Source organism: Streptomyces sp. WAC06614, assembly GCF_003949795.1.
Classification (GTDB): domain Bacteria; phylum Actinomycetota; class Actinomycetes; order Streptomycetales; family Streptomycetaceae; genus Streptomyces.
In genome coordinates this window covers 1-13,155 of record NZ_RPRY01000200.1, presented here as the reverse complement: position 1 = coordinate 13,155, position 13,155 = coordinate 1, and the positions used below count along the sequence as shown (strand labels likewise).

At 75.5% G+C, this 13,155-nt stretch carries 12 protein-coding genes; 3 read left to right on the top strand and 9 right to left on the bottom strand.

The features are described 5' to 3' along the window. The 9 genes from EF918_RS39130 to EF918_RS23780 form a co-directional block, all read right to left on the bottom strand. Positions 1-2,112 (bottom strand): condensation domain-containing protein (locus EF918_RS39130; RefSeq protein WP_125650266.1); only part of this gene is annotated, 2,112 nt, incomplete at its 3' end. A 116-nt stretch (positions 2,113-2,228) separates the two neighbouring features. Further along, positions 2,229-3,047 (bottom strand): 4'-phosphopantetheinyl transferase superfamily protein, encoded by an 819-nt coding sequence (locus EF918_RS23815; RefSeq protein WP_125650264.1) that lies wholly within the window; start codon positions 3,045-3,047, stop codon positions 2,229-2,231. Continuing rightward, a complete protein-coding gene (locus tag EF918_RS23810) occupies positions 3,044-4,855 on the bottom strand; it encodes an acyl-CoA dehydrogenase (protein WP_125650262.1) in 1,812 nt (603 codons plus the stop codon). The genes EF918_RS23815 and EF918_RS23810 overlap by 4 nt, the downstream gene beginning before the upstream one ends. A gap of 28 nt (positions 4,856-4,883) precedes the next feature. Further along, the gene (locus EF918_RS23805; RefSeq protein WP_125650260.1) at positions 4,884-5,840 is read right to left on the bottom strand and encodes an aromatase/cyclase; all 957 of its coding nucleotides are present in this window, start codon (positions 5,838-5,840) and stop codon (positions 4,884-4,886) included. Positions 5,841-5,990: 150 nt separating this feature from the next. After that, positions 5,991-6,407 (bottom strand): PIN domain nuclease, encoded by a 417-nt coding sequence (locus tag EF918_RS23800; protein WP_125650258.1) that lies wholly within the window; start codon positions 6,405-6,407, stop codon positions 5,991-5,993. Further along, complete coding sequence (locus EF918_RS23795) at positions 6,404-6,661, bottom strand: type II toxin-antitoxin system VapB family antitoxin (protein WP_125650256.1); 258 nt, start codon at positions 6,659-6,661, stop codon at positions 6,404-6,406. Before EF918_RS23795 ends, EF918_RS23800 begins: the two co-directional genes overlap by 4 nt. A gap of 76 nt (positions 6,662-6,737) precedes the next feature. After that, the gene (locus EF918_RS23790; protein ID WP_125650254.1) at positions 6,738-7,037 is read right to left on the bottom strand and encodes a phosphopantetheine-binding protein; all 300 of its coding nucleotides are present in this window, start codon (positions 7,035-7,037) and stop codon (positions 6,738-6,740) included. Continuing rightward, the gene (locus tag EF918_RS23785; RefSeq protein WP_125650252.1) at positions 7,034-8,515 is read right to left on the bottom strand and encodes an MFS transporter; all 1,482 of its coding nucleotides are present in this window, start codon (positions 8,513-8,515) and stop codon (positions 7,034-7,036) included. The genes EF918_RS23790 and EF918_RS23785 overlap by 4 nt, the downstream gene beginning before the upstream one ends. 179 nt (positions 8,516-8,694) lie before the next feature. Then, the gene (locus EF918_RS23780) at positions 8,695-10,155 is read right to left on the bottom strand and encodes a multicopper oxidase family protein (protein ID WP_125650250.1); all 1,461 of its coding nucleotides are present in this window, start codon (positions 10,153-10,155) and stop codon (positions 8,695-8,697) included. A gap of 286 nt (positions 10,156-10,441) precedes the next feature. Between EF918_RS23780 and EF918_RS23775 the strand changes: the two genes are divergently transcribed. The 3 genes from EF918_RS23775 to EF918_RS23765 form a co-directional block, all read left to right on the top strand. Next, positions 10,442-11,812, top strand: a complete 1,371-nt coding sequence (locus tag EF918_RS23775) for an aminotransferase class V-fold PLP-dependent enzyme (protein ID WP_260610567.1) — start codon at positions 10,442-10,444, stop codon at positions 11,810-11,812. 89 nt (positions 11,813-11,901) lie between these two features. Further along, positions 11,902-12,501 (top strand): hypothetical protein, encoded by a 600-nt coding sequence (locus EF918_RS23770; RefSeq protein WP_125650248.1) that lies wholly within the window; start codon positions 11,902-11,904, stop codon positions 12,499-12,501. Then, positions 12,498-13,155 (top strand): DUF6875 domain-containing protein (locus tag EF918_RS23765; protein WP_125650246.1); only part of this gene is annotated, 658 nt, incomplete at its 3' end. The genes EF918_RS23770 and EF918_RS23765, both read left to right, overlap by 4 nt.

Sequence of the window (13,155 nt, the reverse complement as noted above, 5' to 3'; positions counted from 1 at the left end):
CCGCCGAGATGCTCGCCCAGACCGCCCATCTGCTGCGTGAACTCCCCGACTCCGGCCGGGAGTCCACCACCGTCGCCGATGCCCTGCGGGCGCTCCTACGGGCCCGAAGGGGCCGGTGGAACCGGTCGCATCGGTGACCGGCTCGTCGAGGGGGTCGCCGACGCGTGGGAGGTGGGCCTCGAAGGCGATCAGGGACTCCGGGCGGGGTCGTACCGGCCCGGTTCCCGGGCCCAGCAGGGCTTCCAGGTCCGGGTCCGGGCCGCTGTCGGCCCAGGCCGCGAACTGGCCCGGGGCCAGCCATTCGTAGGCCGCCGCGTCCAGGGCGCGCCCGGCCAGCGTGGTCAGCAGATGGCCCAGCGGGGCCGCCGGGTCCACGGTGACGTGCAGCGGTACGGCACTGCGCAGCGGCCCGGGCAGCCGGTCGGCCCCGTCCAGGGCGATGCCCCGCCCGGAGACGGCGGCGGCGAAGCAGACGGGCGAGGGCCGCCCGTCCGCCGCCCCGGGCGCGGCCCGGTGCAGCTGCAACGCCCATGCCAGATGCACGGCCGTACTCTCTCCGGCCCCCCGCAGGGCCGCCCAACTCCGCAGCCGATGCGCCTCGTACGGACTCAACCACTGCCGCACCCGGCCGTACCCGGCCCCGACCACAGACCTGGGCGGGCCCTCAAGCCCGGCCGCAGGCCCGGGCCGCGCCCCGCGCGGAACCGCGGGCTCGGCCGCAGGACCGGCCGCGGCCGCAGGCCGGGGCCGCGCCCCGCGCGGGACCGCAGGCCCGGGCGGGACCGCAGGCCCGGGCGGGACCGCAGGCCCGGGCGGGACCGCAGGCCCGGGCGCAGGCCCGGCCGCAGGCCCGGGCCGCGCCCCGCGCGGAACCATGGGCTCGGCGGCAGCCCCAGCCGCACGTCCGGCCGCGGCCGCAGGCCCGGGCCGCGCCCCGCGCGGGACCGCAGGCCCGGCCGCACGTCCGGCCGCAGGCGCAGCCCCGGACACGGCCGCAGGCCCGGGCGGGACCGCAGGCCCGGCCGCAGGCCCGGGCCGCGCCCCGCGCGGAACCATGGGCTCGGCCGCAGGCCCGGCCGCGGGCACGGGCCCTGCCGCGCCCGGGATCGTGGCCCCGGTGGCCCCGGTGGCCCGCCCCGGCAGGGTGGTGGCTCCGGTGGACTGGACGGCGCGGGCGGTCCAGAAGGCGCGGGCCGGGGCCAGGTCGCGGGTGGCGAGCCAGTGGGCGTGGTCGCGCAGGTCGGGGCGGCGTTCGCCGCCCGACGGGCGGCCGTCGGCGGCGTAGGCGCGGTGGAAGGAACGGCGCAGCAGCCGGACGCTCCAGCCGTCGAGCAGCGCCTGATGGGAGGTCAGCAGGATGCGGAAGACGTCGTCCGGTTCCTCCAGGACGGCGATCCGCAGCGCGCCGCCGGGCTCGTGCAGCGCGAACGGCCGGGTGCGCTCGGCCAGCAGCAGCGCGTGCCAGTCGGCGCTGCCGCGCGGGTGCCGTTCCACCCGCGGGTGCGCGGAGGCGTGGACGGCAACCAGCGGCGGTGCGCCGGGCACGGCGGGCCGGGCCAGCGACGCGCGCAGCACCGCCTCGGTGGCGTACAGGCGCTGCCAGGCCGCGGTGAACCGCCGCGCGTCCAGCGGCCCGTACCAGCGCCAGTGCAGCTGCTCCACGTACAGCCCGGCTCCCGGGTGGGTCAGCGCGTCCAGCAGGATCTCCTGCTGGACGGGCGTGGCGGGCCACACCCCGCCCCTGGGCCACGACCCCTGCCGGGTCTGCGGCCCGTCCTCGGGTCCCCGGGCGTGCCCGCGCACGCCCCCCGGCTCCGCTTCCGCCGCGGCGCCCGGCCCGCGGCCCGGCCCGAGGCCCGGCCGGCCGGCGGGACGGTCGGCCGCCCGCCCGGTGGCTTCCGGGACGGGGCCCGTCAGCAGGTCCGACAGGGCCCCCGCGGCGCCGTCGTACGGATCGGGCAGGACCACCGTGTGGTGCGTCGGCGTGTGCCGGTGGAGCGCCAGAGGGCGCGGGAGACGGGCCAGGGCGGCCGGGGCGAGCGGGCCGTGGAGGTCGAGCGAGGGCGGGGGGCCGGGCGTGACGACGACGGTCACGGCCACGGTGGCGGCCATCTGGATTCCCCTCCACTTCTCGGCTCGACGGGTCGACTGATCTTTTTCCAAAGGCGAGGGAGTTTGCGAGATCTGCCCACATATCCCTGACACGTTCGTGACGTCTGGTGGTGCGCCTAGCCCTCCGCGAGGACCTCCTCGACGACGCTGAGGAAGCCCTCGTCGAGCATGGTGTGCACGGCGGTGTCGGCGGCCGGGTCGAGTCCGGCGTCGTGACAGGCCACGCTGAGCAGATAGCGCCCCAGCACGTGGTGCGTGCCGAAGGACCACTCCCCGCGGGCCGCGGGCCGTCCGTCCGGGGCGATCAGCTCACCGCTGTCCAGGCCGAAGCCGAACTCGTTGAAGTCCAGCCTCAGCCCTTGTCCGAGTGCCTTGGTATAGGCCTCCTTGAGGGTCCACAGCCGGAGCATCTCCGCCGCCCGCCGGTCGGCGGGCAGCCGGGCCAGTCCTGCCGCCTCCGCGGGCGTGCACACCCGGTCGTGCAGCAGCTCGAAGGACATCCGCCGGTCGGCCGGTTCGGCGTCCACGCCGATCCGGCCCGTGCGGCTGACCCCGACCGCGATCAGGTCCTCGGTGTGGCTGAGGCTGACCTCGATCTGGTCCAGGCCCCGGATGTAGGGGCGCCCGCCGATCCGGTACGACAGGTCCAGCGCGGCCGGTTCGGTGCGCAGCGCCGCGGCGGCCGTGTACTTGACCACCATCCGGGAGGTGACGAAGCGGTAGCGGATGGCGGCGTCGGCGGTGCGCCGGTAGCGCTGCCAGTCCCGGCCGAGCAGCGGCCGCAGCCCCGCGTCGGACAGGGCGGCGGTCAGCCATTCCCCCCAGGTCGCGTAGACCACCGCGTGCCCGTGGCCGGCCACCCCGTCGGCGACCTTGTCCCAGGGCCCGTCGGGCCCGGTGACGTGGAACGGCGGCGCGACCCCGGTCCCGCTCATCGCCCCGCCTCCGTCCCCCGGGCCCCGTACGCGGTGCCCGCCAGGTCGCAGGAGCGGCCGGTGCGGTACCGGAGCACGAGTTCCTCCAGGACCCGCGGCACGCAGTCCTCGGGCAGTTCGGGCACGGCGATGCCGAGCCGGCCGCCGAGCCGGGTGAGCGCGAGGACCGCCCAGGCGGGGTCGGCGAGGAAGGCGTCGCCGGCGGCGCCGGAGCACTGGCCCTCCCAGACGCCGAGCACCGCCGCGGCGGCCAGCAGCAGCGCGTACCGGTCGCTGAGCACCACGGCGGCGGGCAGGTCGGGACCGGCCAGGACGTGGGCGCGCAGCGCCCGTAGCTCCCCGACGAACTCCTCGGCGAGCTCCGCGAGGGCCGCGAGGTGGCCGCCGGCGGACCGGTGGACCTCCAGGCGGCCGGCGGCGGCCACCAGGGTGGCGGACAGGACGTCGTGGCCGCCGGCCGCGCCGAGCAGCCGGTAGTCGAGCTCCGGCAGTTCGGCGTCCGGCCGGAACAGGGTCGGCGGCGGCTCCTGCGCCCGCAGCCAGGACCGCTCGGCCAGCAGCGGGAGCTGCGGGACGATCACCGCGTGGCAGGCGGCGTTCCCCGCGTGCCCGAGCCCGGCGACGGGCAGGTCGCGCACGAGCTTGTCCAGGGATCCGTAGCGGGCGCTGCCGTGCTCGTAGCCGTGCGCGCCGAGCACGGAGGCCAGTTCCTCCAGGTCCTCCCGCAGCAGGTCCGGTACGACGTACTTGACGGCGGCGGCCAGCACATGGGCGCGTTCCGGCAGCAGGGACAGCGCACGCAGGCCCACCAGGGACATCGCATCGGCGGCGAGCAGGTCGGCGAAGACCCCGGCGAGCGGTGTGCGCCAGCGGCGGGCCATCGGCCGGCTCCGGCCGGCGGTCACCGAGTGGACGGCGGAGTGCAGCACGGTGTCGGCGGCGGCCACCGCCAGGGCCGGGATGACGCACCGGTTGACCTGGAAGGTGCGCAGCGCCAGCGCCACGCCCTCGCCGGGGCGGCCGACGAGGGCGTCGGCGGGCAGCGCGCACGCGTCGAAGCGCAGGCCCGAGAACAGGCCGCCGCGCATCCCCGCGGTGGTGACGCGCGGCAGGTGCGTGAGGCCCGAGGCGACCTGGTCCGGGCGGACCAGGAGCACCGAGTGGCTGCGGGCGGTCCGCCCGGGTGAGGTCCGGGCGTACACGACCAGGGCGCCGGCCCGGGCGGCGTTCATGATCACGTCCTTGCGGCCGCTGAGCACCGGGCCGCCGCCGGGGCCGCCCGGGGCGGGCGCGGCGGTGAACTCGTCGCGCAGGATGCCGTTGGCGTGGGCGAGTTCGTGGTGCACGATCGCCGCCCGGCCGCCGCCGAGCAGCAGCGCGGCGGTCTCGGCGCGCTGGGGCGCCGTGCCGGCCGCCCAGACGGCGGCGGTGGCGAACAGCGAGGTGATGCCGTGCCCGAAGCCGAGGGCCGCGTCCCGGCGGAAGACCGGGCGCAGCGCGGTGACCAGCAGGTCGGCGCGGGTGAGCCGGCCGCCGAACTCGGCGGGCACGAACTCGGCGCCGACCCCGGCCCCGTCGAGCAGTTCCTCGGTGGCGTAGGGCGGTTCGGCCCGCCGGTCGGCGTCGAGGAGGGCGGCGAGCCCGTGCGGGTTGGCGGGGTCGTACGGATCGCCGAGCAGCTCCTCCAACCGGCGCGCCCGCGCCGCCGCGGCCTGCCGGCCGCCGTCGGCGCGGGGCGCCCTCCCGGGTGCGGACGCGGGCGCGGGGGCGGACGCGGACCCGGGCGCGGGGGCGAGAGAGTGCGTCATGGTCACTCGTCTCCCGGTCTGTGGGTGGTCAGAGGGTGCGTATGGCGGATTCCGCGTGCCGCTTGGCCAGTTCGAGGGTGGCGGTGCTGTTGCGTCCGAGGGCCTCGCGCACGTAGGCGCGGGCCTGGTGGACGTCGGCGCCGGGGCCGAGCACCCGCTCGAAGGCCTCCTCGCGCAGCAGGACGCTGTGCTGGGAGGTCACCGTCACGCCGGTCTCGTCGGCGACCACCGACCACTCGCCGGTGTGGGCCTCCATCAGCAGCGGTGTCCTGGTCTGCTTGTAGACGATGCGCCAGGCGTGCGGGAAGCAGATCCGGACCGAGTCGGTGGTGTGCACGGACCCGTCGGCGGTCCGGGTGTCCATGCTCATCACCTGGACGCCCGGCAGGTCCTCGGCCACGTCGACGCGGGCCACGTGCGGGACCCGGTCGGGCCAGTCGGCGACCCCGTAGAGGAAGTCGTAGACCAGCTCGGCGGGCCCGTGCGTGCGCACCGAGTCCTCGAACGTCAGCAGCAGCCCGTCCAGGCGCCGCCACTGCTCGGCGGTCTCCTTGAGCTGGGCGAGCTCGGCCCGGCTGTTGGTGTCGGTGGCCAGCAGCAGCCAGGCGACCTCGTCGGGACGGTCGCCGACGGTGGTGAACTCGTGCTCCAGCCGCAGCCGGCACCGGTCGGTGCCGCGCTCCTCGACGGTCCAGGTGCCGCCCATGGACCCGGCGGGCGCGGCGGGCAGCTCCTGGAGGAACTCGATCCGCATCCGGCCGTGGTCCAGCGTGCGGCGCGACAGCCAGGACTTCACGGCCCCGTTGGCGGTCACCCACATCTGGAACCGGTCCAGGACGCCGTCGAAGTCCAGCCGTTCGACGTGGACGCTCGGCGGTACGAACAACGGCCACTGCGTGGTGTCCGCGATCAGCCCGTAGACCACTGCGGCCGGAGCCGCCACGTCGATCTCGTACGACGTGCGGTGCACTCGCTCACCCGACATCGGCTCAACCTCCCTGACCTCGTGCCCCGACCTTCCCGCCCCCCGCCGGAGGGCCGCCGGAAGTCCGCTCGAGGCCCGCTCCAGACGCCCCGGACACACCACCGGCCGGCGAGCACGGGGCTCGCCGGCCGGTCCACGGCAGGGCGCGGGTCAGTCCGCGCTGCCGGGGGGCACCACCCATTCGGTGCGCTGGCGGGTGATGGAGGCGATCATGTCGAAATCGCGGTCGTGATGGAGCAGGACCGCCCTACGGCGCTCGGCCGTGGCCGCGATGAGCAGGTCGGGCCAGGACAGCGCGCGGTGGAAACCCCGCTCGACCGCCTCGCGCTGGACCTCCAGGGCCCGCTCGGAGATCTCCGAGCGGCAGTACAGGTAGTCGAAGCCGCGCAACCACTTCGACGTCTTGTCGACCTCGTGCTTGCCCCGCACGCTGTACATGAGCTCGTACTCGACCGCGGGGCAGATCGCGAGCAGACCCTGGTCGTGGAGCGGGTCCAGGACGGCCGCCACGTCCGGCAGGTGCCAGCGGCCGATCGCGGACTTGTCCACGAGGAAAAGTGGGCTCACGCCGCCGCCTTCGGCTCTTCGACGGGGGGCTCCTGCTCCGGCTCCTCGGCCGGGGGCGCCACCTTCGTCTTCTCGACGATTTCGCTGAAGTCGAGTTCGCCGGACTTCACGGCGTCGATGAACTGCTGCCGCAGATGTCTCTTGACCGCGTCCTCCAGCGCCGCGCGCACCGCGCCGGCCTTCGTCTTCTTGCCGTAGATGATCTTCGCTTGCGCGACCATCTCGTCGTCCAGTTCGACCATCATGCGGGCCATGGGACACCTCCAGGAGCGGGAACCACACCACATGATAGCAAGAATCAGTGCAATTTTACTCAGAGTGACGAAACGATTACTCAAGCCGCCGGGCGATGGCCGCGACCAGGCCCTCCAGCGTCGGGGTCTCGTAGATCTGCCGCAGGCCCAGGTCCAGCCCGTACGTACGGGAGAGCTGGCGGAGCATGCGGTGGGCGGCCAGGACGTCGCCGCCGAGTTCGAAGAAGCCGGACTGCGGCGCCGGCGGCGCCACCTTCAGCACGACCGCCCAGAGCGCCCGCACCTCCTCCCGGACGGCCACCACCGTGCCCGCGGGCGCCCCGGCCGGAGCCCCGGCCGCCGCCGCGGCCCGTGCCGCGTCCGCGCCAGTGGTCATGCCCCGCCCTCGCCCGTGCCGCCCGGTCTGCGTCCGATCAGCAGCGCCGCCAGCAGGGCCACGCCCGCGCACACCGCGCCCGCGGTGAACCCGGCCGTCATGCCGGACCGGGAGGCCACCGCCACCAGGAGGGCCAGGCCCAGCGAGCCGCCGAGCGTCTGCACGGCGTTCAGCACGCTGGAGGCCGCGCCCGCCTCGCCGCGCCGCAGCCCCGAGGTGGCCAGCACGGTCGGCGGGATCACACAGCACGCCATCCCGGCCCCGAGCAGCAGCAGCGGGGGCAGCACGCCCGTGGCGTACGACAGTACGGACGCGTCCGGCAGCCGGGACAGCCAGAGGTTGCCGGTCAGCAGCAGGGACGCGCCCGCCGCCATCAGGTAGCGCGGCCCCAGGTGCCGTTCGAGCCGTACGGCGACCCCCGCGGTCAGCGCCATGGTGGCCGCCAGCGGGGTCAGCGCGAGGGCCGCGCCCAGCGGGCCGTAGCCGGCCTGCTGCTGGAAGTACTGGTTGAGGAAGAAGTACGCGCCCATCACCGACCCCGGCACCGCCAGCGTCGCCACGTACGACAGCACCCGCCCGCGGTCGCGGAACAGCACGGGCACGACCACCGGGTGGGCCGCCCGCCGTTCCACGGCGGCGAACAGGGCGAACAGCACCACCCCGCTCGCCACGCAGCCCAGTGCCCGGGCATCGCCCACGCCCTGCTCGGCCGCGCGCGCCAGCCCGTAGACCAGCGAGGTCGCGCCCAGCGCCGACAACAGCGCGCCGGCCAGGTCGAAGCGGCCGGGGTTGCGCCGGGTCTCGGCGATCACGAGCGGGCCGAGGGCCAGGACCAGCAGGCCCAGCGGCACGTTGAGCAGCAGCTCCCAGCGCCAGCCGCTGAGCGAGGACAGGGTGCCGGCGAGCAGCAGCCCGCCGGCGGTGGAGACCGCACCGACCGCCGTGCACACGGCGATGGCCCGCTTGCGCGGCGCCCCCTCCTCGAAGGTGCTCAGCAGCAGCGCCAGGCCGCTCGGCGCGGCCAGCGCCGCGCCCACGCCCTGCACGATCCGGACGACGGTGAGCACCTCCACGCCGGAGGCCGCCGCGCGCGCCGCGGCGCCGGCGGTGAACAGGGCGACCCCGGCCAGGAAGACCTTGCGGCGGCCGAGGACGTCGCCCGCCCGGCCGCCGAGGAGCAGCAGGCCGCCGAAGGCGAGCAGATAGGCGTTCAGGACCCAGGAGGAGCCGACGGGCGTCAGGCCCAGGTCGGCCCGCATGCCCGGGAGGGCGATGTTCACGACGGCGTCGTCGAGCTGGATCATCGCGTTGCAGGACGCGATCACCGCCAGGGCGAGGCCCGGGCGCGGCCGGCGCACCCGGCCCGGCACGCGCCCGGGCCGCGGCGCGCGGTGCGGCCGGGCGTGCCGGGCGCGTCCGGCGGGCGGGGGCGCGGCGGCGGGACGGGCCGCGCGGGGTTCGAGGACGGGGGCGGACATGACCTGCCTCCAGGGGACGTCACACGGTGTCAGACACGTACGGGGCACGACGGGTGGGGGACACGGGCCGGCTGCACACGGTCTGTTGGCCCCCAGCGTCTCCCGGCCCGCTCGTCGCGTCCTCGTCCCGTCCTTGTCCCGTCCTTGAGCGCGTGTCGAGCGCGGGCGGCCCAGCCGGTTCAGCGGACCCGGAAGTTCGCCATCATCCCCATCGCCGAGTGGTCCAGCAGGTGGCAGTGGTAGACGTACGTCCCCCGGTACGAGTCGAAGGTGGCCTGCAGTTTGACCGTCTCGCCGGGGAAGAGCCGGACCGTGTCCTTCAGCCCCGCCTCGGCCGGTCCCGCCGGGGCGCCGTTGCGCTCCAGGACGCGGAACTGCACGAGGTGCATGTGGAAGTTGTGCGGAACGATCTTGTTGGCGTTGGTGACCGTCCAGATCTCCGAGCTGCCGTGGGCGACGGTCTGGTCGATCCGCTCGGGGTCCCAGACCTGCCCGTCCATCAGCCCGCGCGGCTCCTGCCGGCCGTCCTCGTCCATGCTGAGCACGATGGTGCGCTGCACGGTGGCGGCCGGCAGCGGCGGCAGGGTGCGCAGCACGTCCGGGACGCGGCTGGGGTCGGCGGCCGTACGGACGACGTCGAAGCGCAGCACCTTGCCCACCTGGTCGGGCGTGCCCGGGCCCAGGGTGTTCTCCAGGACGATCTTCGTGCCGACGGGGTAGCGGGAGAAGTCGATGACCACGTCGGCCCGTTCGGCCGGGGACAGCCCCACGGTGTCGGTGGGCAGCGGCCGCTCCAGCAGTCCGCCGTCGGTGCCGATCTGGACCATCTGGCCGCCGTCGGACAGGCGCAGCTGGAAGAACCGCATGTTGGAGGAGTTCAGCAGCCGGAAGCGGTACTTGCGCGCGGCGACCGGGAAGTACGGGGTGGGCCGGCCGTTGGCGAGGACGGTGGTGCGGCCGAAGACGTCGTCCATGACGTAGACGAGCTGCCCGGCCTCGTCGAAGTGCGCGTCGCGCAGCGCGATCGGGACCTCGTACTGGCCGGCGGGCAGCGGCAGGGCGCTCTCGACCTCGTCGGTGAGCAGGTACGAGCCCGACAGGCCGCGGTAGACGTGCTCGGACTCCATGTGGTGGGCGTGGTCGTGGAACCACAGCGGGGCGTGCGGCTGCTGGTTGGGGTAGGTGTACGTGCGCGAGGTGCCGGGCGCGACGGTGTCCATGGGGCTGCCGTCGTTCTCGGGGGTGACGCTGCCGCCGTGCAGGTGGACGGCGATGGGCATGCCGAGGGTGTTGCGGTGGCGGACGACGACCTTGCGGCCGCTGCGGGCGCGCAGCACCGGGCCCGGGAAGTGTCCGTCGTAGGTCAGGACCTTGGTCTGCACGCCCGGCAGGATCTCCCGGGCGACCTCCTTGACCGTGACGTAGTACAGGTCCTGGCCGCCCAGGGTGGATATCGGTGAGAGCACGGGCAGCGTGGGCATCTTCACCGTGAACGGTGCGGGCACCGCCACGGCGCCGGCCCCCGCCCCGGCCGCCCGGGCGGTCCGGGCGCTCAGCAGCGGCATCAGCGCGCCGCCCGTGATCAGGCCGGCGCCGGTCGCGGCGAGGGCGCCGCCCAGCACGCTGCGTCTGGTGACCATGGGATGTCCTCCTGGGAAGGGTGGGGTGGGCGCGCCCGCGGGGCGCGCGGCGAGTGCACCAGAGGCCGCTCGCGCCCTGCTCGCGCCGCCGTGGGGCCCGGTCCGGCGGTTGCGCGGGCCTTGCGGGGCGTTGGGGACCCTCGGCGTGGCGCGGGTGCGGCCGCCGGGGACGCGGGCCGCATGCGCGCGGACGGGCGTGGACCGGCGTCCGTACGACTGGGGGAGGCCCACCGTGGACCTGCACGACCTGCACGACCTGCGCGACTGGCTGCCCCGCGCGCTGGAGGTGGCCGAGCGGTGGGGCGGGCAGTTCGGCCCGTACCGCGCGCACCCGGCGCACCGGGTCGGCTCCGAGGCGTTCGCCGAGGCCTTCGGCCGGCTGGCCAAGCGGATGGACGACAACTATCCGTTCTTCCACCCCAGGTACGCCGGACAGATGGTCAAGCCGCCGCACCCGGCGGCCGTGGTCGGCTATCTGACGGCGATGCTGTTCAACCCCAACAACCACGCCGCCGAGGGGGGACCGGCCACCACCGAGATGGAGAAGGAGGCGGTGGCCGACCTCGCGGCCATGTTCGGGCTGCCCGCGCACGTCGGCCACCTCACCACCAGCGGCACGATGGCCAACCTGGAGGCCCTCTACGTCGCCCGCCAGGTGCACCCCGGCCGCGGGGTCGCGTTCAGCTCCGAGTGCCACTACACGCACGAGCGGATGTGCCACGTCCTGGGCATGGAGGGCCACCGGGTCCCGGCCGACGGCCACGGCCGGATCGACCTCGGCGCGCTGGAGGAGGCCCTGCGCGGCGGGCGGATCGGCACGGTGGTCGTCACCACCGGCACCACGGGCCTGGGCACGGTCGACCCGGTGCACGAGGTGCTGGAGCTGGCCCGCCGCTACGGGGCCCGGGTGCACGTGGACGCCGCGTACGGCGGCTTCTACGCGATCCTGGGCCGGGCCGGGCTCGGCGGGCTGGACCCGCGGCCCTGGCGGGCGATCGCCGCGTGCGACTCGGTCGTCGTCGACCCGCACAAGCACGGGCTCCAGCCGTACGGCTGCGGCGCGGTCCTCTTCCCCGACCCGCGGGCCGGGCGGCACTTCGCGCACGACTCGCCGTACACCTACTTCACCGACTCCGACCTGCACCTGGGCGAGATCAGCCTGGAGTGCTCACGGGCCGGCGCGGCGGCGGCGGCCCTGTGGCTGACGCTCCAGCTGCTGCCGCTCACCCGGGAGGGCTTCGGCCGCATCCTGTCGGCGAACCGCCGCGCCGCCCTGGCCTGGGCGGACCTGCTGCGCACGTCGCCGGACCTGCGCCTGTACCAGTCCCCGGACCTGGACATCGTCACGTACTTCCCGACGCCGCCCGTGGAGCCGTCGGCGGCGCTGACCCTGTCGGCGGTGGACGCGGCCTCCCAGCGGCTGCTCCGGGCGGGGATGGACGCGACGCAGGATCCGGTCTTCCTGAGCGTGCTGCGCGCGGAGGCGGCGGCCTTCACGGCCCGCCACCCGGACGTGGCCGCCGACGCCCCGGCGGCCCGCATCGTGCGCAGCGTCCTGATCAAGCCGGAGTCGGAGCACTACCTGCCGACCCTGCACTCCCGCATCACGGAACTGGCCGCGTCGGGGGCGCAGCACGCCCCGGGCGCGGCGGCGTGACCCACCCGCCGGCCGCGGGTCCGGCGCGGGCGACACCGCCCGGGCCGGGCCGCCGCACGCCCACGGACCGACCCGACCCGGAGGACCCCTTGCCGCCCGCCACCCGCACCCCGCGCACCTCGCTCCCGCCCTCGACCCGGGCCCACCTGGCCCAGCTCCTCGCGGCCGCGTTCCACCAGGACGCCATGACCCGCTGGATGATCCCCGACGACCGGCGGCGCGCCGAGCTGCTGCCCGGGTTCTTCCGGGTGTTCGTCGACCTGTCCGCGTCCTACGACGCCGTCCTCACCAGCCCGGAGGGCGACGCGGTCCTGCTGCACCTGCCGCCGCAGGCCCACCCCGACCAGGACGCGCTGGACGCGGCGTTCGCCGAGGCGCTCGGCCCGTACGCCGAGGCCCTGCGCACCGTCAGCGCCCTGCAGGCCGAGCGGCACCCGGCCGCGCCGCCGCACTACAGCGTGTCCTTCGGCGGTGTCCGCGCCGGCCGCCGGCAGAGCGGCCTGATGAGCGGGCTGCTCGGCGAGGTCCTCGCGCGCGCCGACCGCGACGGGGTCGCCGTGCACGCCGAGGCCAGCTCCCCCGGCGGCGAGGCCACCCTGGTGCGGGCCGGTTTCACCCGCCTCGGCCCCGACATCGTCCTCCCGGGCGACGGGCCCGCCCTGCGACCGATGTGGAGGGACCCCCGATGAGGGGCGACGACCTGATCACCTCCTGGAGCGCGGGCGAGCTCACGCGCGGGGAGTTCCCGGCCGAGCACGCGGACGCGCTGCTGCCGATCCTGCGGTGGAGCAAGGACTTCCTGGTCTCCAGCCACCCGGAGCTGGGCCGTACCGGCCCGGTGTGTCCGTACACCCAGCCCTCGCTGCGCAAGGACCTGTTCCACCTGGCGCTGCCCTCGGCCGAGTGCGAGGACCTGTCCTCGGCCGTGGACTCCCTGCGCACCCGCCACGCGAAGCTGTCGGCCCCCCTCTCCCCGGAGGACCGCGAGCTGCTGACCATCCTCCTGGTCCTCCCGGCCTTCGACCCGGCCGACTCCACGGAACTGGACGAGCTCCAGCGCAAGGCCAAGGACGAGTTCGTGGCCGAGGGCCTGATGATCGGCCAGTTCCATCCGGTCTGCGAGGAACCGGGCCTCTACAACGACGACTTCCGCCCGCTGCGCGCCCCGGTCCCCCTCCTGGCGGTCCGCAAGCTCCTGGTCTTCGACCTCCCGTTCCTCCTGAGCGACGACGCCCACATGGACCACTACCTCCAGCGCTTCGCCCCGGAGATCCCCACCCGCATCCGCGACCAGCTGGTCGCGGATGCGGGTGGGGATCTCCGGGGCGAAGCGCTGGAGGTAG

What these genes read in the sequence shown, in the direction of transcription:
- EF918_RS23785 (WP_125650252.1), bottom strand. Translation starts at nt 8,515, where the DNA reads ATGTCCGCCCCCGTCCTCGAACCCCGCGCGGCCCGTCCCGCCGCCGCG.
- EF918_RS23810 (WP_125650262.1), bottom strand. Translation starts at nt 4,855, where the DNA reads ATGACGCACTCTCTCGCCCCCGCGCCCGGGTCCGCGTCCGCCCCCGCG.
- EF918_RS23805 (WP_125650260.1), bottom strand. Translation starts at nt 5,840, where the DNA reads ATGTCGGGTGAGCGAGTGCACCGCACGTCGTACGAGATCGACGTGGCG.
- EF918_RS23790 (WP_125650254.1), bottom strand. Translation starts at nt 7,037, where the DNA reads ATGACCACTGGCGCGGACGCGGCACGGGCCGCGGCGGCGGCCGGGGCT.
- EF918_RS23780 (WP_125650250.1), bottom strand. Translation starts at nt 10,155, where the DNA reads ATGGTCACCAGACGCAGCGTGCTGGGCGGCGCCCTCGCCGCGACCGGC.
- EF918_RS23795 (WP_125650256.1), bottom strand. Translation starts at nt 6,661, where the DNA reads ATGGCCCGCATGATGGTCGAACTGGACGACGAGATGGTCGCGCAAGCG.
- EF918_RS23815 (WP_125650264.1), bottom strand. Translation starts at nt 3,047, where the DNA reads ATGAGCGGGACCGGGGTCGCGCCGCCGTTCCACGTCACCGGGCCCGAC.